Source organism: Marinobacter arenosus (genome assembly GCF_019264345.1).
GTDB classification, from domain to species: Bacteria; Pseudomonadota; Gammaproteobacteria; order Pseudomonadales; family Oleiphilaceae; genus Marinobacter; species Marinobacter arenosus.
The window spans coordinates 305,586-324,743 of sequence record NZ_JAHVAO010000002.1 but is presented as its reverse complement, the minus strand read 5'-3'; the positions used below and the strand labels follow the sequence as shown (position 1 = coordinate 324,743).

Here is a 19,158-nt window from a genome sequence, read left to right as displayed (position 1 = left end):
TTTGTGTGGCGTCTGGGTATAAAGTAAGACAAGGCGGCGGACACGCTCAGATGGATATCTGACAAAAAGGGGGCATTCGTGCCACCAATTTAAGGGGGGACGAAACATGTCATGCCGGCAGAAAAAAGTTCTCATTCTGGCGCTGCCGGAAACGGCGGGGTCGGCGCTGTATGGAATGGTCGATGTGTTAATGTCGACAGGCAACATATGGCAAACGCTGGTGGGCGATGCGAGTCCATCCCAACCCTTTGATGTGCAGATTGTTTCCATCGAGACCACGCCATTTTATTGCGGCCACGGGATACCGGTGCAGCCGGCTTATGCCATCGCCGACGACCCTGTTGCGGATATCCTGATCCTCCCGGAGATCTGGCTTGGTCCCCATGAAGAGATCCGTGGTCGCTATGACGCGCTCATGGAGTGGGTCAACGCCAGGTTCCGCTCGGGTACCACGATCTATTCCGCCTGCTCCGGGTCGGTGTTATTGGCCGAAAGCGGCCTGCTGGATAACTGCGAGGCCACTTCTCACTGGGGGTATCAGGAGCTGTTTCGCACTCACTATCCGAAGGTGCATTTCAGGCCGGAAACGAACCTGGTTTACGCCCATCCCGGTGGCCGGTTGGTGACGGCGGGCGGAACCACGTCGTGGCATGATCTGGCACTGCATATCATTGCCCGCCACGTGGGCATCGGCGAAGCACTGCGGATTGCCAAGGTCTACCTGCTCAAATGGCATGACGAGGGCCAGCTTCCATTCACGGGCCTGGTCCGACAAACGCACCATGCCGACTCGGCGGTGCGCCGGTGCGAGGAGTGGCTGAAGGAGCATTGCCGGGATCCCGCAGCCATTTCCCGGCTGATAGAGGGCTCCCCCCTGCCCGAGCGAACGCTCAAGCGGCGCTTCAAGGCTGCCACTGGCGCCTCGATGATCGAGTACCTGCAGAATCTTCGCATCGAAGCGGCCAAGCGGCTATTGGAGGAGGGAAAGCTGTCTGTAGAGGAAGTGAGCCTGGAGGCCGGCTATGAGGATGTGTCCTTCTTTCGCCGCCTGTTCAAGCGCCTGACGGGCCTGACGCCGGGCGAGTACCGACGCCTGTTTCGACCTCTGATCGAAGAGTCGGTTGGCCGCCTGATTTGACTGGCGCCCCGCACTGCTGCCTGATCGTCGCGCTTTGAGTAACGCCGCACCTGGTTCAGGGGGCTATGAAATCCATCGTTGGTCCTTTATGTTCGTATCTCATCGCCCTCACAGAACGTCATTACAACAAGGAAGAAACTGTGAAAGAAACCGGGAAAATCAACTACGTCGAACTTCCGTCAACCGACCTTGAAGCCACCAAGCGGTTCTTTGCTGATGCGTTCGGATGGTCGTTTGTCGACTACGGCCCAGATTACGTCGCCATTGAGAATGCCGGATTGGACGGCGGATTCTTCAAATCCGACCAGGTGGCGACGACCCGCAACGGGAGCGTGCTCGTTGTTCTATACAGCGGCGACCTGGAATCCACGCTGGAAACCGTGAATCAGTCAGGCGGGCACATCGTTAAGGACATCTTCTCATTTCCCGGGGGGCGTCGTTTCCATTTCACAGACCCCAATGGCAATGAGTATGCTGTGTGGTCAGACACCTAGGCATAGGACAATTACCCATGAAACGAGCAGCGGGTCTTGCGACGATTCTGGTTTTCATCAGCCTCAACGGGTGGTCGGAAGAAATCGACTACGACAAGCGCAACATGCATATTTTCTGCGCCTCCCACCTGTCGATGATCAGCGAAATGCTGGATGACAATGCCGATCAACAGCAGGCGTTGGCCATGCTGTCCAGCCGGCACCGCACGGAGGCGAGAAAGCTGGGCGCTACCCAGACCCACTTTGAAGACGTAAGCGACTACCTGTACAAGACGCGCAACAATAACGAACCGAAATGGAACCGGCTCACCAGCCAGAGCAAACGGGTGTGCCTGCCAGACTCGTGATGGCGAAATCGATGAAGGGCACCGAACACTGGTCACAGAGGGTCACGGAATCCAGCGATGCGCTGAATCTTGAACACGGGGTGTTCTCCCTGAAGAATCCCCGCGACATCGCCCGTTCGCTGAAGCAGTCCGCGGAGGACAGCACCCGACGGAAGTCAGACCCCTACCGCTCCGCGATGTCGATGCTGACGTTCTACATCAACCGCGCAGGAAAACAGCTCGCGCCAGAGCAGCGCGAGCGACTGGAAGCGGCCAAGGACGAGTTGCGGGCACTGTACGGCAAGCCGCGAAAACGCCCGTAAATCCCCGTCCCGGCGCATCCTCATGGAACGCAGAACCGAGGGCACGAGCGGGCCGCGCCCTCCTGCCCTTACTCCGGCTTGTACAGTCGCTGGATGCTGGAGAAATCCAGGCTGCCGTTGCCCTGCCCCGCGTGAATCTCGAAGAGATTGCGGGCCAGCGAACCCATGGGAATCGAAGCGTGGTTTTTCACCGCGTTGTCGAACGCCAGGCCCAGGTCCTTGTTCATCAGGTTCACCAGGAAGCCGCCCTCATAATTGCGGGATGCAGGCGCCGCTTCCATCACACCCGGCCACGGGTTGTAGACGTTCAGGGCCCAGTTACCGCCGGAGCTCTGCTTCATGATTTCCGAGAGCACGGCCGGATCCAGGCCATTCTTTACGCCAAGCGCCAGGGCTTCGCTGGTGCCCGCCATCAGGATCGCCAGCAGCATGTTGTTGCAGATTTTCGCGACCTGGCCGGAACCGTGGGGACCAGCGTGGAAGATGTTCTTGCCCATGGCGTCCAGGATCGGCTTGGCTTTGTTGAAGGTGTCCTCCGCACCGCCGCAGATGAAGGTCAGGGTACCGGCCTTGGCGCCACCGACACCGCCGGAGACCGGCGCATCCAGGAAGGGAATGTTCCGGGCGGTGGCTTCCTCAGCGACACCGCGGGCCGTTTCCGGCGCGATGGTGGAGGAATCAATCACCAGGGTGCCCTCGGGCAGCTTGGCCAGCAGGCCGTCTTCGCCGAGATAGACCGCTTCCACGTGTTGCCCCGCGGGCAGCATGGTGATCACACATTCCGCGCCCTTCGCAGCCTCATGGGCGGTCTCTGCGGTCTTCGCGCCTTCGGCCACCAGCGCCTGCACGGCGTCTTTTGACAGGTCGAACACGGTCACGTCGTGACCGGCCTTCACCAGGTTGCTGGCCATGGGACCGCCCATGTTGCCAAGACCAATAAATGTAATCGTTGCCATATCTCTTCCCCTTATTGTTCTATTCGATTGAGTGGGCCACCGGTGCCGGTGGCCGTTTGGCTATGGTTTGAAAAAATCGTCGATCCAGGCACTGTCCATTTCCGCCAGGGAGGCGTAGCGCCACCGTGGCTGCTGGTCCTTATCGATCAGCAGCGCCCGGATACCCTCGGCGAACTCGCCCTTGCTCAGGCATTTCTGGGACAACACCAGCTCCTTGTCGAGAACCTCCTTGAGGCCATCGTGCTTGCAGTTGTGCAGGTGGTGCCAGACCAGGGCCAGAGAGGTCGGTGATGCCGATGCCAGGGATTTGGTGGCTTTCGCCACCCAGCCCTCACCACCGGCAAGCTCTTTGAGCTGGTTGACCACATCTTCCAGCGAATCCGCGTCCGTGACCCGGTTAATCTCGTCGAAATGGGTGCGGACCGGGGATTCCGGCATGACATCGGCGCTTTGCTGTTCGAACTGCCGCAGAACGCTCCCAACAACCGCATGGCCATTCTCGCCCTGCCAGTTCCGTCGCCGGAGTTCTTTGATCACGTCCGCCTTGAGTTCGTGCCGGATGAATCGGTCGGCAAGGCCGGTGAACAACGCATCGGCGCCATTCATCCGGGCGCCGGTCAGGCCGAGAAACAGCCCCGTCCGTCCGGGGGTGCGGTTGAGGAACCAGCCTGCGGCCACATCCGGGTACAGGCCGATGGTGATCTCCGGCATGGCCAGTTTCGAGCCCTCGGTCACGACCCGGTGAGACGCCCCTTCCATGATGCCCATGCCACCGCCCATGACGATGCCATGGCCCCAGCAGACGATCGGCTTGGGGAAGGTGTGGATGAGGTAATCCAGCTCGTATTCCTCGGTGAAGAAGGCTTCGCCTTCGCTGGCGCCCTGGGGCTCGGTCATGCTGCGGTACAGGGCCACGATGTCGCCCCCGGCACAGAACGCCTTGTCGCCCTCGGCTTCCAGCCAGACGGCGCGGATACGGCTGTCTTCCGCCCAGCGTTTGAGCTGTGGCGCCAGCAGGCGGATCATTTCCAGCGAGAGGGAGTTCAGGGCCTTCGGCGTGTTCAGTCGCGCCACGGCAATCAGCGCATCGTCGCCGGTTGTCCACTCTTCAAAAACGATGGGTTGGTCACTCATAACATTTCCTTCAACCGTTGCACTGCCACGGGATTCAGCGGTTCTTCCATTCCGGTGCGCGTTTCTCGAGGAACGCGTTCACGCCTTCCTTCTGGTCCTCGGTGGAGAACAGTTCCACGAAGAGCTCACGCTCCATCCGCCAGCCGTCTTCGTGGCTGCGGCCGTCACGGGCACTCATCACCAGGGATTTACAGCGGGCGGTGGAGGACGGGCTCTGTTTGCAGGCCATTTCCGCCAGCTCCAGCGCTTTTTCCAGGCTCTTGCCAGACGGCACGACTTCTTCCACCAGACCGATCTGCAGGGCCTTGTCCGCTTTGACGCGCTCGCCGCAGAGGATCATGCGCTTGGCCCAGCCTTCTCCCACCAGCCAGGGCAGGTTCTGGGTGCCACCGGCGCACGGCAGCAGGCCCACACCGGCTTCGGGCAGGGCCATCTGCGCGTGCTCCTCGGCAATGCGGATATCGCACGCCATCGCACACTCCAGGCCGCCGCCCATGGCGTAGCCGTTCACCGCGGCAATGGACACACCCCGGAAAGCGCTGAGGGTGGCGAAGGCTTCACCGAACGCCTGGGCCATCTCGTTGGCACGGGCCTTGTCGCCATCGGCAAAAGTTTTCAGGTCGGCGCCGGCGGAGAAGAACTTTTCCCCCTGGCCGGTTACCACCAGCGCAAAGATGTTCCGGTCCGCGTTCAGTTCGCGGATGGTGTCGCGCAGCGCTGGCAGGGATTCCGCCGTCCAGGTGTTGGCCGGCGGGTTATTGATGGTCAGTACCGCAATATGTCCGCGTTTTTCGAGCTGAATCAGGTCGCTCATGGAATTCTCCTTATTGGATCGCTTCGGCCACGCCGTCATCCAGCAGCCGACGGGCGACGATCAGGCGCATGATTTCGTTGGTGCCTTCGAGTATCTGGTGCACCCTCAGGTCCCGCAGGTAGCGCTCCAGGGGGTATTCCCGGATGTAGCCGTAGCCACCGTGCAGCTGCAGCGCATCGTTGACCACGTCGAAACAGACGTCGGTGGCGAAGCGTTTGGCCATGGCACAATGCAGGGTCGCTTCCGGATCGGCGCTGTCGAGCTTGAAAGCCCCCAGCCGCACCATCTGGCGGGCCGCCACCAGGTTGGTCGCCATGTCGGCGAGCTTGAACTGCAGGGCTTGGAACGCGGCCAGGGGCTTGCCGAACTGCTCACGCTCGTGCATGTAGTTGCGGGCTCGCAGCAGTGCGGCCTGGGCGCCCCCGAGGGAACAGGTGGCGATGTTCAGCCGGCCGCCGTCCAGCCCTTTCATGGCGATGGCGAAGCCGTCACCCTCCTCGCCCACGCGATTGGAAGCCGGGATACGCACGTTCTCAAGGCTGATCATTCGGGTCGGCTGACTGCGCCACCCCATCTTTTCTTCATTCTTGCCGTAGGTAATGCCCTCGGCATCCGCCGGGATCACGAAGGTGGAGATACCCTTGGCACCGCTGTCCGGGGCGCCGGTTCGGGCCATGAGCACCAGGATGTCGGTGCTGCCGGCACCGGAAATAAACACCTTGCTGCCGGTGATCAGGTAACTGTCTCCGTCACGGACCGCCTTGGTGCGCAGGCTGGCTGCGTCCGAACCGGCACCGGGTTCGGTCAGGCAGTAGGAGGCGAGCCATTCACCACTGGCGAGTTTGGGCACGATCTCCTGCTTCAGGTCATCCGAGGCAAAACTGGCCACCATCCAGGTCGCCATGTTGTGGATGGTGATGAACGCCGCCGTGGACGGGCATGCCGCGGCCAGCTCTTCAACAATCACCGACGTATCAAGACGGGACAGCCCCATGCCGCCCAGCGCTTCCGGCGTGTACAGGCCCATAAAGCCCATCTCGCCGGCTTCCTTCATGACGTCGATGGGGAAGATATGCTCGTCGTCCCATTTTGCCGCGTGCGGCGCCATGGATTTCTCCGCAAACGCGCGCGCTGCCTCACGGAACGCCAGCTGGTCTTCGGTCAGATTAAAGTCCATTGAATCACTCCAGATCTAAGAGGTTGGGCTGAGGCGGAGCAAAAAAGGGGGCCGGAAACAGGTTCCGGCCCAACTTACCCCACCTACAACACACTCAACGCAACTGGATAGAGAAGTTCGCCTTGGTGCTGGCTTCGCTTGAGAACCAGCGCGACGTGACCGTCTTGGTTTCGGTGTAGAAGCGCACCGCCTGCTTGCCGTAGGCGTGCTGATCACCGTAGAAGGACCCCTTCCAGCCGGTGAATGAGAAGAACGGCAGGGGTACCGGAATGGGCACGTTTACGCCCACCTGGCCCACATCGATCTCGTGCTGGAAGCGGCGGGCGCAGCCACCGGATGCAGTGAAGATGGACGTACCATTGCCGTACGGGCTGTTGTTGATCAGTTCGATCGCCTCACCCAGGCTGTCGGTTTCCATGCAACAGAGAACCGGGCCGAAGATTTCCTCGTTGTAGATGTCCATCTCGGTGGTCACACCGGAGAACAGGGTCGGGCCGACCCAGTTGCCGTCCGGCAGACCATCGACGGTGCATCCACGGCCGTCGAGCAGCAGGTTGGCGCCCTGCGCTTCACCGGTGGCAATCAGGGATTCAACCCGGTCCTTGGCCTTGGCGCTGATAATCGGGCCATAGCTGGCGCCAGCGTCGTCCCAGGCACCCGGGCGAACCTTGGCCATAGCTTCTTTCAGTTCCGGAATCCACTGCTGGGCCTCACCCACGAACACGGCCACGGAAATCGCCATGCAGCGCTGGCCGGCCGCGCCGACGGAGGCACCGACGAGCGCGTTGATGACCTGCTGCTTGTCGGCATCGGGCATGATGACCATGTGGTTCTTGGCGCCGGCGAAACTCTGCACGCGCTTCATATTGCGGGTGCCGGTTTCATAGATGTAGCGGCCCACCGGAACGGAACCAACGAAGGAGATGGCGCGGATCGCCGGATCGGTCAACAGGGTGTCGACCTGCTCCTTGCCACCGTGAACAACCTGCAGCACGCCTTTCGGGGCACCGGCCTCCTCAAACAGCTCCGCCAGGCGCATCGGCGTCAGCGGGTCCTGCTCGGACGGCTTCAGAATGAAGGTATTGCCGCAGGCGATGGCCATCGGGAACATCCACAGCGGAATCATGGCCGGGAAGTTGAACGGGGTGATGCCCGCACATACGCCCAGCGGCTGGGTCCAGGAGTGGGTGTCAACGCCACGGGCCACATTTTCGACGGTTTCGCCCATCATCAGGGAGGCCACGTTGGCCGCGTGCTCGACTACCTCGATACCGCGCCAGACGTCGCCCTTGGCGTCTTCAAAGGTTTTACCGGTTTCCTGGGACAGGATTTCGGCGATGTCGTCATGATGTTCTTTCAGCAGCGCCTGGTAGCGCAGCATGACCCGGGCACGCTCAGACACAGGCGTTTCCTTCCAGGTCTTGAAGACTTCACCCGCGTACTTGATGGCCTGCTCCATTTCCGCGTGCGTGGTGCACGGAGCCTTGGCGATCACTTCGTTGGTGGCGGGGTCGGTGACATCGATCCATTCATGGGTCTGGCTCTGGATGAATTCACCGGCAAGGTACAGAGGTACATTTTTCATAGCAAAATCCCTGTTTGTTGTTATGAGGGAAGCAAGCCGAAAACCGTGAGGTTCCGACCACGAATGCAAAAAGACTAGCACGGGGTGTGCGGGAGCGTGATTGACTAAATTTCGCTCTTGATGGACTATCTTTCGATCACCACCAAAAACAGCGACAATGGCAATGACACAAACCTCGCAGTGGCCGGTACCGGAAGACAGCGTTCGCTACGTGGTACCAGCCCCCATAATCCGGCTGCTCTCCAGCCACCCGCTGACCCGGGACCTGTACCCCCTGGCGTTCGGCCACTATCGCAGGGCGGCGGGGCATCACATGCACCGGGAGCACCACAGCGACAATCTTTTGATCTACTGCACCGAGGGCAAGGCGTTCCTGAACGTGCTGGGTGAGCCCTACACGGTAGAGCCCGGGGATCTGCTGCTTCTACCGGCCGGCGCGCACCACCGCTATACCTCCGATCCGGACAACCCATGGACAATCCACTGGGTCCACTACACCGGTCCCCTGGCCGAGGAGTTTCGGAATTACATGGGGTTTTCGGGGACCACCCGGATCCGGCATCTGGGGCGCCAGCCGCGTCTGCTGGTGGACTTTAACGGCCTGCTCTCGGTGCGGCAGACCGGCTTCCGAGCCCGGGGCCTCATTCACGCAGCCAACCGGCTGCGCCAGCTGATGGCGGCTGTGCCGCTGAACGCGGACGAAACCAGCCACGAGCAAAAGGCAGAGCTGGACACCATCCACAACTACATGCGCGAACATCTGGACGAGCGTATCTCCCTCGAGCAACTGGCCGAACTCGCCGGCGTGTCGCCGGCGCATTTCGCGACCCGCTACCGGGAACAGACCGGCACCTCGCCCATCCAGCACTTCCTGCACCTGAAGGTGGAGCGGGCCTGTCAGATGCTGGACACCACCGAGCTCACTTTCGCCGACATCAGCCGCCGTCTGGGCTATGACGACGCCTATTATTTTTCGCGGTTATTCAAGAAGGTAATGGGTCAATCACCCCGGGATTACCGACACACGGCCCGGCACTGAACCGGGCGATTCGGGCCAGACTTGGACCTGTCCATTACCGCGACTTTTGTTGGTAAAATGAAACGGATACTCTTGGGCGACATAACGCACAAGAAGAGTGAGCCTATGGCTATGTACACGATTGAAATTGAAGAAACATTTGACGTTCCCCGAAGCAAGGTGTTCGCCCTGTTCGCGGATCACCGACGTTTCGGAAAGCTGCTGGGAGCCCCCGTCAAGCGCATCAAGGACAGCGACCAGGCCGACCCGAACGGCATAGGCTCTGTCCGCAAAATCGGTATCGGGCCGCTGGGCCTGAAAGAAACCATATTGAACTTCGAGCCGGATTCACTGATCGAGTACACCATCACCAGCATGAGCCCGATCAAGAACCACATCGGCCGAATCCTGTTCGAGGACACCCCGGAAGGCTACACCCGTGTCCACTACACCATTCGCTTCGAAGACATCGTGCCCTTCACCGGCAAAGTGGTCAGCTCGGCACTGGAGCAAGGCATCCGCCGGGGCATCAAGCGTGTGCCCGAACTGGCCTGAACACCGGTTGCGCGTACAAAACCTTACTTGATGAATATCAGATATTTGACCTGCAGCAATAGGTTGCTATTCGCGATTTTGTAATCTCCGCGCACTTTGCAGTAACCGGCCATGGGGCCGGTTATTCCACGTCCAGCGGGAGATTTCACATGGCAGCCGAGCCGATTGTTCTGTTTGATAACGGACACCACAAATGCCTGATGTTCGATTCACTGGTAACCGGCGAGGGCGTTCAGTCCAACCAGTTCCTGATCGTTGATGGCAAGCACGAAGCACTGATTGATCCGGGCGGAGATCTCACCTACACCCCCCTTTCTGTCGCGGCATCGCGGTATATGAACATTCGCGATATGGATTACGTCTTCGCGTCACACCAGGACCCGGACATCATCGGCGCCATCGACCGGTGGATCGTTCACACCCGGGCCAAGATTGTCACCTCCCGGCTCTGGGCGCGATTCCTGCCTCACCTGGTGTCCGGCTACGTCACCAGCCAGCTCAGCGGCAGCGTCTACGACCGCATCGTGAGCGTGCCCGACGCCGGCGCAAACGTGAAGTTCGGCGATTCCTACCTGCAGTGCCTGCCGGCCCACTTCATGCACTCGGTTGGCAACCTCCAGTTCTACGATCCGGTGGCGAAGATACTCTTCTCTGGCGACCTGGGCGCCTCACTCGGAGGCGAGGACGACCATCTGCCCGTCGCCGATTTCGACAAGCACATTCCCAGCATGATCGGCTTTCACCGCCGTTACATTGCTTCCAGAAAGGTCTGTCAGCTGTGGGCGAATATGGTGAGGGAACTGGACGTGGATATGATCGTGCCCCAGCACGGCAAGCGCTTCGAAGGACCGGCCATGGTTGAGCGCTTCCTGGACTGGGTGAGCGACATGGAGTGCGGAATTGACCTGATGACGCAGGAAAATTATCGGCGCCCGGTGGACTATATCTGATCAGAAAGGAACGGCCCCGGACGGCTGTTCCTTGGTGCCGGCGTGTCGATCCAAGGCGAACCTGACAACCGACTCTATGGGGGAATGCTTTCTAGTAATCGTATTCAATCTCTCCCCTGTGACCTTTCCTTCTGTCATTCATGTCGTCCCGGTATTCCATTCCCCGGTCATCGGGACGACCCGCTGCCGTAGACGGCAGACTCTCGATGTCCTCGATGCTTTGCGGGGCGCCCCGCTCCAACTGCCTTCGGCGGTTCTGTTCTGTTTCGGAATAGCTGTGGCGCATCGCCATGCTGGAATCCATCTGCGCCTGATGCTCCATCATCGCCTGACGCTGGTTCTGACGCTCCCAGTTATCGCCATATAATGGTGCAACAAACAGCGTCATCGCCAGTGTTGCCGAACAAATCACTACCTGTTTCATTGAGATACCCTCCTTCTTAAGCCCGATATCCCCGGACTCAGGAACAGCATCATCGGGCCAGCCACCCGGGCCTGACCCACGAATTCAGGATAAACCCGGCCTCAACCGGGTAAGGCTTAGAGGGTAAATTCTGCAAATCGTTACATGAAATTGAAAAGAAATTTGGTTCAGAGTCCACCGAGGCTTCCCGACCCCTGCAAACGGGGGCAACCACGCCCGCTCAACATGCATTGAGAAGGCAAATAAGCCTGTTCGATGACGCCATAGTTGAGTAAAATCCGGCCCTTTCCCAAGAAATAGAGAGGCAGCGCAGATGGGCAGAGCCTACCAGAACCGCAAAGAGTCGATGGCCAAAACGGCCGCAGCGAAAACCAAGGTCTACAGCAAATACGGTCGAGAGATCTACATGGCGGCCAAGTCCGGCGGCACAGATCCGGATGGCAACCTGTCCCTCCGAGGGCTGATTGATCGGGCCAAGAAGGACCAGGTACCGTCTCACGTTATCGAAAAGGCCATCGACAAGGCCAAGGGCGGCGCTGGCGAGGATTATTCCCCGGCCCGGTATGAAGGGTATGGCCCGGGCAACTGCATGGTGATTGTCGACTGCCTCACCGACAATCCGAACCGCACTTTCGGGGACGTCCGTCTCGCCTTCACCAAGACCAAGTGCAAGATCGGCACGCCGGGCGCCGTGGCGCACATGTTCGACCACTGCGCCATTTTCGCGTTCAAGCACGACGACGAAGAAGCCGTACTGGAAGCACTGATGGAAGCGGACGTCGACGTCACGGACATCGAAAACGAAGGCGGACTGATCACCGTTTTCACTCCCAACACCGAGTACGCCAAGGCTCGCCAGGCTCTGACAGAAGCCTTCGAAGGCATTGATTTTGAAGCCGACGAAATCCAGTTCCTGCCGAAAACCACCACCCAGGTGGAAGGCGATGACATTCCCCTGTTCGAGAAGTTTCTCGACATGCTGAATGATCTGGACGACGTCCAGAACGTGTTCCACAACGCCCAACTGCCCGAGCAAGCCGAGTGAGCCGCCAGGCCAGGGTCGTCATCCTGAAGACCGGAACCACCTACCCCACCATCAGGGAGGTTTCCGGTGATTTTGAGGACTGGTTCGTTCGGGGACTTTCGAACGAGCTCGCGCTCACCGTGGTCAACGTTGAGCAGGGTGACGTCCCCGGCAATGCCCACGATTGGGACGGCATCGTGGTGACGGGCTCCCCCGCCATGGTCAGTGACCGGGCATCATGGAGCGAAGCGACTGCCCAATGGCTGGCAGGCGCTGTCGATCAAAGGATTCCGGTTCTGGGCGTGTGCTATGGCCATCAGTTGCTTGCTCATGCCCTGGGCGGCGAGGTCGGGTACCACCCTGAGGGCCGTGAAACCGGCACCAAGACAATCGAACTGCTGCCGGTCGCCGAATCCGACCTACTGTTTGCCGGCCTGCCGGCAACGTTCAAGGCTCAACTGACCCACAAGCAATCGGTGCTTGGCCTACCGCCAGGAGCCGTTCTGCTGGGCCGCAGTCAGTTTGAACCCCATCAGGCATTCCGGGTTGGCGACTGCGCCTGGGGCGTCCAGTTCCACCCGGAATTCACGGACGCCATCATGACAGCCTACCTGGGCGTCCAGGCGCCCGAGCTGGCCGCCGAGAACCTGGATCCGGACGCACTGCTTGCAGCGGTCGAACCGGCACCGGTGGCCTCCAGCCTGCTGCAGCGCTTCTCCGATCTGGTCATCGACAACCTCGACTGAACCCGGTCCCGGCGTTCAGTCCAGAATGTAGGCGGTTTTCTCGAGCGCGTTCTCGTCCTCGTCGATAAAACGGAACTCATTCCAGCCGACCCGGACCATGTCGTTACTGTTCAGGCGCTGACGGCTCTCGATGCGGATGTCGTTGACGAAGGTGCCGTTGGTGCTGTTGCTGTCGGTGATGTAGTAGTCAATCGTACCGTCGAGGTAGGCGTTGGGGACGGCCTCGATCACCGCATGATGACCACTCACGGAAATCTCGTCGATCTGGATATCGTTGTCGTTGCGCCGGCCGATCCGGGTCTCGGGTTGCTCCAGTTCAAACGTGTTGACGACCACGTTGTCTACCAGCTGTGAAAACGATGCCATGTCAGGTTCCTCTGCTTAATTCAGGGTCATTAATACTGCAGACACGTTGTCCGACGCCTGATTGTCCAGGGCGGTTTCAATCAGTGCATCCACGGCGGATTCCGTGCTGTCAGCGTTCTTGATCAGGTCCTCCCAGTCTGACTGAGGGACAGAGTTGGTCAGGCCATCCGAGCACAGCAGCAACTGATCACCGGGCTTCAGTGCGTGGCTACCGTAGCTGATTTCAAGTGGGTCCATGGCACCGACCGCCCGCGTGAGGACATTTCGAAACGGCACGTTGGGGGCATCCGTCTCGGAGATGCTGCCATCTTCAAGCATGTTCTGAACCACCGTGTCGTCGCGGGTCAGGCAGTCCGCTCGAGATTGCCGGATCAGATAGCAGCGGGAATCCCCCACGTGGGCAATATGCGCTGTGGAGCCCTCAACCCAGGCCACCACCAGGGTGGTGCCCATCTTGTCCAACTGACTGTCCTCGGCCCGTCGTGCCTGGATGCGTTCATTGGCGAGTACCAGTGCAGCCTCCAGACGTTCCTTGCAGGGTGCTTCACCGCCGAACAACCCGGGCGTGAGTGCCTCCATGACGGAATCCGCCGCCAGCCGGCTTGCGATTTCGCCCCCCTGGTACCCACCCATACCGTCGGCGACGAGCATCAGTGCGCCATCGCCGCCATCACGAACCTGCCACACCACCACATCCTGATTGTTTTCCCGTACGGCGCCGGTGTGGCTACGGCCTGCAATCTGAACGCCCATCAGGAGACCTCCTTTGCTTCCCTGACGGCGAGCCGGCGGACTGCCTCGGCCATGGTGGACGCGGACGCAAATCGCTTGTCCGGTTCACGCTGGATTGCCTTATTGATCAGTCGAACCAGGCCGTTTGGAAGATCGGCATTGAATTCGCGAACACTGCGGGGACGCTTGTTAAGAATCTGGTAGGTCAGGTTGGCCAGGGTATCCCCCTGGTAGGGTGTCTCCCCGCTCACCAGTTTGTACAGGGTGACACCGAGGCTGTAGATATCCGAGGCACCGGTGACCTTCTGGCCCTTGAGCTGCTCCGGCGACATATACAGCGGGCTGCCCATCACACTGCCGGTGCGAGTCCGGGAATCGTCGGAAATCTTGGCGATACCGAAGTCGGTAATCTTGATGCCACCGTCGTCCGGGTTGTAGATGATGTTGCCCGGCTTGATATCCCGATGCACGATTTTCTGGCTGTGGGCATAGGCCAGGGCATCCGCCACCTGGGCCACGATATCCAGCACCGTATGCAGCGGCAGCAACCGCCCCGGCTTGCCAAAATCGCTCAGGGGCCGGCCCCTCGCATAATCCATGGCGATGTAGGCGAGGTCTGCCTCTTCGCCGACATCATAAACGGTCACGATGGCCGGGTGATTGAGCCGGCCGGCGGCTTCGGCTTCGCGGAAGAAGCGGTCTTTCAACTCCGCCAGGTGGCCGTCGTCGAAGGCCTCATAACTCAGAGTCTTGATGGCGACGGTACGGGCGATCTTGGGGTCCTTGCCGAGGTACACAACGCCCATGGCACCCCGCCCTATTTCCCGTTCAATCTCGTACCTGCCCAGGGTGGGTCGGCTCAGGGACTGCGCCGGCATCAGCAATGTTCGGGTACTGTCGAAACCACCTGTCTGCAGGGAGGTTGTTTCCGGGGAGAGTTTCTCCAGCGCCGCCAACCGGTCTGCGGCGTCCCGGAAGTGCTTCCGGTTCTCCAGGATGCCCCGATACGTCTGGATTGCTTTCTCGTACTGACGCTTCCGTTCCTGCTGGATGGCGATCTCATAACGAACCTCCAGCGCATCCTCACACACCGGACAAGCCATTATGGCGTCCAGGGCCTCGTCGGTGTGCCCCTGTTGCAGCAGCAGCTTGGCGAGTCGAACACGGGCCTCGCGGACGTTGGCGCTCAATGCGCGTATCTCACGATCCGGCTGAAGCCAGAAGAGCATGGTCACAAACCCGGCGCCCAGCAAGGTGATCACCTCACCCAGGGGCAACCATTCGCTGTTGTAGAAGGTCAGCGCTGCCTGCAGAACAATCAGCGAACCACCCAGCAGGAGCGTGACCGGCAGCGCCACCGACGCCCCCATCTTCGGGATTGCAAGCACCAGATAGAGCGCTGACAACACCAGGCCCACGCGAATGGCCAGATCGGACCAGACCGGCTCGGACAGACCGCGCGCCGTCAGGGTCGCCTGCAGCGCGTCAGCCGGGATCGGCATCGACAGGTTGTCGGAATCCGGGGCGCCCAGCAAACTGAGCAGAACACGGTCGGCCCAACTGAGGAACGCAAGGTGATCGCCGGCAACGGCAAACACCACCGCCGCCACGACCACCAGCAGCCTCAGGCTGAACAGGTGCGAAAACAGGAAGAAAAGTGAGTTCACAGGACACGTTATTCTAAACGATTGATCTGGCTAGTTTAGAAACAGTGGGCCCGCGGCGATACCGGGAACGAAGTGTTTTTTGTAAGTGTTTGTTTACCTGAGAGGAAGCTCACGTATAGTAGCCCGAGCATCGACACAGGACGCGGACGTACAGACATGACATTGAAGTTGCTGATAGCCCTGTTTTTTCTCCTTCTGGCCGGCATGGGCCTTTATCACACCCACAAATCCCTGCCATCGGGCATCAGTTACCGGGGCAGCGTCCTGCCACTGGAGAACCCGGTGCTCCTCACCGACGTCACCCGCCATCATGCTGACGGCTCTGAAACCCGGGACCATGAGATTTTCGACGAGGTTCTGCGCCTGATTGGCGATGCCGAGACGTTTGTTCTGGTGGACATGTTTCTTTACAACAGCACGGGGCCGGAAGACGTTGCCCACCGCCCCCTGGCGAAGCAATTAACGGACGCCCTCGTTGCCCGTAAACGAGCCCGGCCGGACATCGATGTGATCGTCATTTCCGACCCGCTCAACACCATGTACGGCGGCTCCCGATCGCCCTGGTTCGAAACGCTGCGCGACGCCGGAATTACCGTAATCGAGACCAGCCTGCCCCCGCTGCGGGACAGCAACCCGACCTGGTCTTCCCTCTGGCGGCTGTGCTGCCAGTGGCTGGGCAATAACCCAGACCACGGCTGGCTGTCCAACGCTCTGGGCGACCGCAAAGTCACCCTGCGCAGTTACCTGGCCCTGCTGAACTTCAAGGCCAACCATCGCAAAATGCTGGTGGTCGACCAGGAGGCCGGCTTTCGGGGCCTGGTCACCTCCGCCAACCCCCACGACGGCAGCAGCCGCCACAGCAACATTGGCCTCAGCTTCACCGGTGCCGCCGTCGGCGATCTCCTGAAAAGCGAGCGGGCGGTTCTGTCCATGTCCGGTGCCGACACCTCCGTTGTCGACCGGTGGATTGGTGTTATCGAGGATCTCGAGGCAACGCCGGACAACAGACGTGACCACATCCCCAGCCCGGGCCACCTACGAGTGCTCACCGAATCGGCGATCCGGGACTCGGCCCTGGACATGATTGGCCGCGCCGGCCCCGGCGACCGGTTGGACCTGGCGATTTTCTACCTCTCCCATCGAGGCATCGTGGAAGGCCTGCTGGAGGCCCAGCGGCGAGGCGCAACCCTGCGGGTGTTGCTGGACGCCAATAACGAAGCCTTTGGTCATTCAAAGAGTGGGGTTCCCAACCGTCAGACCGCACTGGAACTGCACGAGGCCGGCGTATCGGTGCGCTGGTGCAATACCCAGGGCGAACAGTGCCACAGCAAGCTGCTGATGTTGCGCCCGGAACAGGGTAACAGCGAGATACTGCTGGGTTCCGCCAACTTTACCCGCCGAAACCTGGACGACCTCAACCTGGAGACCAGCGTCTGGCTGTCCCTGGCGCCCGGCGCTCCCACGGCCCGTAAAGTCACGCACTTCTTCAACGAACAATGGCAGCTTGGCCCGGGGGATGATCCGGTCATGAGCCTGCCGTACGAGGCGTGGGCCGATCACTCCAGCGTCCGGTATTGGCGCTATCGCCTTATGGAATTTACCGGTCTTTCAACGTTCTGATGGCCAGCAGATGACAATTTCGTATATTGAACGGTCACCTGTGTCTGGTTTATGGTCATAAGACACAACTAGAAGCAGGAGCCAAAGATGTCCGGTATTAGAAAGCACCTGAGATACGTTTCGTTTTTCATGGCCCTGATGATCAGCCTGGGGTCTGTCTGGTCCTCCACCGCGTCCGCCGCCATGGTCGGCACCGGCGAAATGATCAGTGGTCAGGAAGTGCAACTGGATCGTCAGCAACTGATGGATATGCTGGAAACCCAGGAAGTACAGGACAAGCTGGCCGAGATGGGTGTGAGCGACGATCAGGTCCGTGACCGCATCCAGAACCTCACGCCGCAGGAACTGGCCGATTTCGAGCAGCAACTCGCGGAAGCCCCCGCCGGCCAGGACGTGGTCGGCATCATCGTGCTGTTTCTGCTTGTCTTCATCATTACCGATATGCTGTGTGCCACGAACATCTTCCCGTTCATCAACTGCATCCGGTAAGTGCCTTTCACGCTCTCTCTTAAACCGACCGGCAGCCTGATCAGTCTCTTACTGGTCCTGCTGCTGGCCGGTTGCGCCTCAGCCCCCAAATGGCCCTCTGCCCCCGAAGGCGATGAGACCCTTCAGACACGCACTGTTCTGGACGATGTGCCGTTCTACCCTCAGGAACGCTATCAATGTGGGCCGGCTTCACTGGCCATGATGCTCAACAGCCAGGGTCTGAACACCAACCCGGAACTGTTGCGCGATCTGGTCTACATTCCCGGCCGGGAAGGATCGCTGCAGGTGGAAATGGTGGCCGCCGGGCGCGCCCACAACATGCTGGTCTACCCGCTGGATGGCAGCCTGGAAAGCCTGCTTGAGGAAGTGGCTGCAGGCAATCCCGTGCTGGTGATGCAGAACCTGCTGTTTAACTGGTGGCCCCAGTGGCACTTTGCCGTGGTGATCGGCTTCGACCCCCAGAAGCAGACCATCATCCTGCATACAGACACTCGTGAGCGCCATGAAACCAGTGTGGAGGTGTTCATGAACACCTGGTCCCGAACCGACAACTGGGCGGCCGTTATGCTGCCACCCGACCGGATTCCTGCCAGCGCCGAGGCATTGGCCTTTCTCGCCTCAGCCAACGACCTCGAAACCACGGGGCGAACCCATGCCGCCATGACCGCGTACCAGACCGCGGAACAACAGTGGCCGGATCAACCCGCCGCCATTCTGGGCCAGGGCAACATTGCCTACACGCGCCAGAACCTGACGGACGCCACCGACCACTTTACCCGCCTGGTTACCCGCTTCCCCCGGGAAGCCGTCGGCTGGAACAACCTGGCCCATACGCTGGGCGAGACCGGATGCATTGAGGAGGCCAAGCAGGCCCAACGCTGCGCTTCCGCGTTGGCCCCAGAGCGTTTCGGCCCTCAGATCGAACAAGGCAAGGTCGTGCCGCGTCCTGAAAGTTGCCCGACGCTGTCGTGTCCTGCCCTCAGCGCCCCTCAGCAGTAGCCGGCTTTCGCATCAGTGCGACGTCTTTTCGGGGCACGATCAATTCCCAACCCAACTGGCCGGCAATAACGGCCAGCGTCTGCTCACGGTAAAAAACCACATGGGTGGGATCCCGGCGGTAATGCCAGTTGGCGAACCGGGCATCGTCCGTCTGGAAGCACGTCATGATACCCAGCCAGCCACCCGGCTTAAGCAGACCGTCGAGCTGTCGAAATACCGCTGCAGGCTTGTGCAGGTGTTCAATGACCTCGGTACAGGTCAGAAAATCATACTGGTGACGGAGGGCCTGCGTTGACGGATGGAAAAACGGGTCATAGACACGCATGTCCATGCCGGCGTCCCTCAGCATCCCGGCCAGCTCGGGCCCCGGCCCGCAGCCGAAATCCAGGCCGCAGAGTCCGGGTTCCAGCCGCTCCAATAGCGGTTCCGCCAGTTTGGACAGAAAGCGCCGATAACCGGGGTCGCCCGATTCGTTTTCGTGGTAATCGTAGATCGCTTTCTCCTCGGCTTCCGATAGCCGACAAGACTCTGCCATGACCGTGGCTTCACACAGGGGGCAGCGCTGGTAGTGATGGGTGCCGACTGTCTCGAAATCCACCAGTCGGCCCCGCTCGCACACCG

At 60.3% G+C, this 19,158-nt stretch carries 22 protein-coding genes; 12 read left to right on the top strand and 10 right to left on the bottom strand.

The window, feature by feature from the left end:
• Positions 1–106: 106 nt before the first annotated feature.
• The 4 genes from KXD86_RS15980 (at position 107) to KXD86_RS15965 (ending at position 2,281) form a co-directional block, all read left to right on the top strand.
• Positions 107–1,138, top strand: a complete 1,032-nt coding sequence (locus KXD86_RS15980; protein ID WP_218637150.1) for a GlxA family transcriptional regulator — start codon at positions 107–109, stop codon at positions 1,136–1,138.
• A gap of 65 nt (positions 1,139–1,203) precedes the next feature.
• The gene (locus tag KXD86_RS15975; protein ID WP_228739612.1) at positions 1,204–1,632 is read left to right on the top strand and encodes a VOC family protein; all 429 of its coding nucleotides are present in this window, start codon (positions 1,204–1,206) and stop codon (positions 1,630–1,632) included.
• Positions 1,633–1,649: 17 nt separating this feature from the next.
• Positions 1,650–1,979 (top strand): hypothetical protein, encoded by a 330-nt coding sequence (locus KXD86_RS15970; RefSeq protein ID WP_218637149.1) that lies wholly within the window; start codon positions 1,650–1,652, stop codon positions 1,977–1,979.
• A complete protein-coding gene (locus tag KXD86_RS15965) occupies positions 1,961–2,281 on the top strand; it encodes a DUF3175 domain-containing protein (RefSeq protein ID WP_312846315.1) in 321 nt (106 codons plus the stop codon). Before KXD86_RS15970 ends, KXD86_RS15965 begins: the two co-directional genes overlap by 19 nt.
• 68 nt (positions 2,282–2,349) lie before the next feature.
• Here KXD86_RS15965 and mmsB read toward each other — a convergent pair whose 3' ends face one another.
• The 5 genes from mmsB to KXD86_RS15940 all read right to left on the bottom strand — a co-directional run bounded on the left by mmsB (position 2,350) and on the right by KXD86_RS15940 (position 7,947).
• Positions 2,350–3,237: a 3-hydroxyisobutyrate dehydrogenase gene (gene mmsB, locus KXD86_RS15960; RefSeq protein ID WP_218637148.1), complete on the bottom strand. Its 888-nt coding sequence runs from the start codon at positions 3,235–3,237 to the stop codon at positions 2,350–2,352.
• A 60-nt stretch (positions 3,238–3,297) separates the two neighbouring features.
• Positions 3,298–4,371 carry an enoyl-CoA hydratase/isomerase family protein gene (locus KXD86_RS15955; protein ID WP_218637147.1) on the bottom strand — a complete coding sequence of 358 codons (1,074 nt, stop codon included), beginning with the start codon at positions 4,369–4,371 and terminating at the stop codon, positions 3,298–3,300.
• A 34-nt stretch (positions 4,372–4,405) separates the two neighbouring features.
• Positions 4,406–5,185: an enoyl-CoA hydratase gene (locus KXD86_RS15950; RefSeq protein WP_218637146.1), complete on the bottom strand. Its 780-nt coding sequence runs from the start codon at positions 5,183–5,185 to the stop codon at positions 4,406–4,408.
• Between the two features lie 10 nt (positions 5,186–5,195).
• Positions 5,196–6,362 carry an acyl-CoA dehydrogenase family protein gene (locus KXD86_RS15945; protein ID WP_218637145.1) on the bottom strand — a complete coding sequence of 389 codons (1,167 nt, stop codon included), beginning with the start codon at positions 6,360–6,362 and terminating at the stop codon, positions 5,196–5,198.
• 94 nt (positions 6,363–6,456) lie between these two features.
• Positions 6,457–7,947: a CoA-acylating methylmalonate-semialdehyde dehydrogenase gene (locus tag KXD86_RS15940; protein WP_218637144.1), complete on the bottom strand. Its 1,491-nt coding sequence runs from the start codon at positions 7,945–7,947 to the stop codon at positions 6,457–6,459.
• 163 nt (positions 7,948–8,110) lie between these two features.
• Here KXD86_RS15940 and KXD86_RS15935 point away from each other — a divergent pair, with 163 nt between their 5' ends.
• The 3 genes from KXD86_RS15935 to KXD86_RS15925 all read left to right on the top strand — a co-directional run bounded on the left by KXD86_RS15935 (position 8,111) and on the right by KXD86_RS15925 (position 10,470).
• Complete coding sequence (locus KXD86_RS15935) at positions 8,111–8,986, top strand: AraC family transcriptional regulator (protein WP_218637143.1); 876 nt, start codon at positions 8,111–8,113, stop codon at positions 8,984–8,986.
• Positions 8,987–9,091: 105 nt separating this feature from the next.
• The gene (locus tag KXD86_RS15930; RefSeq protein ID WP_218637142.1) at positions 9,092–9,520 is read left to right on the top strand and encodes an SRPBCC family protein; all 429 of its coding nucleotides are present in this window, start codon (positions 9,092–9,094) and stop codon (positions 9,518–9,520) included.
• Between the two features lie 149 nt (positions 9,521–9,669).
• Positions 9,670–10,470, top strand: coding sequence for an oxygen-binding di-iron domain-containing protein (locus KXD86_RS15925; RefSeq protein WP_218637141.1), 801 nt, complete (start codon positions 9,670–9,672; stop codon positions 10,468–10,470).
• Positions 10,471–10,561: 91 nt separating this feature from the next.
• Here the strand turns inward: KXD86_RS15925 and KXD86_RS15920 are convergent, their stop codons facing one another.
• On the bottom strand, positions 10,562–10,894 hold the full coding sequence (locus KXD86_RS15920) for a hypothetical protein (protein WP_218637140.1): 333 nt from the start codon (positions 10,892–10,894) through the stop codon (positions 10,562–10,564).
• A gap of 313 nt (positions 10,895–11,207) precedes the next feature.
• Between KXD86_RS15920 and KXD86_RS15915 the strand changes: the two genes are divergently transcribed.
• The gene (locus KXD86_RS15915) at positions 11,208–11,939 is read left to right on the top strand and encodes a YebC/PmpR family DNA-binding transcriptional regulator (protein ID WP_218637139.1); all 732 of its coding nucleotides are present in this window, start codon (positions 11,208–11,210) and stop codon (positions 11,937–11,939) included.
• Entirely contained in the window at positions 11,936–12,664 is a 729-nt protein-coding gene (locus KXD86_RS15910; RefSeq protein WP_218637138.1) for a glutamine amidotransferase, read from the top strand. Before KXD86_RS15915 ends, KXD86_RS15910 begins: the two co-directional genes overlap by 4 nt.
• Positions 12,665–12,679: 15 nt before the next feature.
• On the opposite strand, the gene KXD86_RS15905 is transcribed toward KXD86_RS15910, so the two are convergent.
• The 3 genes from KXD86_RS15905 to KXD86_RS15895 are packed head-to-tail and all read right to left on the bottom strand — an operon-like array spanning position 12,680 to position 15,429.
• Positions 12,680–13,030 carry an FHA domain-containing protein gene (locus KXD86_RS15905; RefSeq protein WP_218637137.1) on the bottom strand — a complete coding sequence of 117 codons (351 nt, stop codon included), beginning with the start codon at positions 13,028–13,030 and terminating at the stop codon, positions 12,680–12,682.
• Between the two features lie 15 nt (positions 13,031–13,045).
• Positions 13,046–13,783 (bottom strand): Stp1/IreP family PP2C-type Ser/Thr phosphatase, encoded by a 738-nt coding sequence (locus KXD86_RS15900; protein WP_218637136.1) that lies wholly within the window; start codon positions 13,781–13,783, stop codon positions 13,046–13,048.
• Positions 13,783–15,429, bottom strand: coding sequence for a serine/threonine-protein kinase (locus KXD86_RS15895; protein WP_218637135.1), 1,647 nt, complete (start codon positions 15,427–15,429; stop codon positions 13,783–13,785). The genes KXD86_RS15900 and KXD86_RS15895 overlap by 1 nt, the downstream gene beginning before the upstream one ends.
• 156 nt (positions 15,430–15,585) lie before the next feature.
• Here KXD86_RS15895 and KXD86_RS15890 point away from each other — a divergent pair, with 156 nt between their 5' ends.
• The 3 genes from KXD86_RS15890 to KXD86_RS15880 all read left to right on the top strand — a co-directional run bounded on the left by KXD86_RS15890 (position 15,586) and on the right by KXD86_RS15880 (position 18,537).
• Positions 15,586–17,049 carry a phospholipase D-like domain-containing protein gene (locus KXD86_RS15890; protein WP_218637134.1) on the top strand — a complete coding sequence of 488 codons (1,464 nt, stop codon included), beginning with the start codon at positions 15,586–15,588 and terminating at the stop codon, positions 17,047–17,049.
• Positions 17,050–17,178: 129 nt separating this feature from the next.
• On the top strand, positions 17,179–17,538 hold the full coding sequence (locus KXD86_RS15885) for a PA2779 family protein (protein ID WP_228739638.1): 360 nt from the start codon (positions 17,179–17,181) through the stop codon (positions 17,536–17,538).
• Positions 17,539–18,537, top strand: a complete 999-nt coding sequence (locus tag KXD86_RS15880; RefSeq protein ID WP_218637132.1) for a PA2778 family cysteine peptidase — start codon at positions 17,539–17,541, stop codon at positions 18,535–18,537.
• Here the strand turns inward: KXD86_RS15880 and KXD86_RS15875 are convergent.
• Complete coding sequence (locus KXD86_RS15875) at positions 18,518–19,135, bottom strand: class I SAM-dependent methyltransferase (RefSeq protein ID WP_312846314.1); 618 nt, start codon at positions 19,133–19,135, stop codon at positions 18,518–18,520. The two genes, KXD86_RS15880 and KXD86_RS15875, sit on opposite strands and share 20 nt — an antisense overlap.
• Positions 19,136–19,158 lie beyond the last annotated feature (23 nt).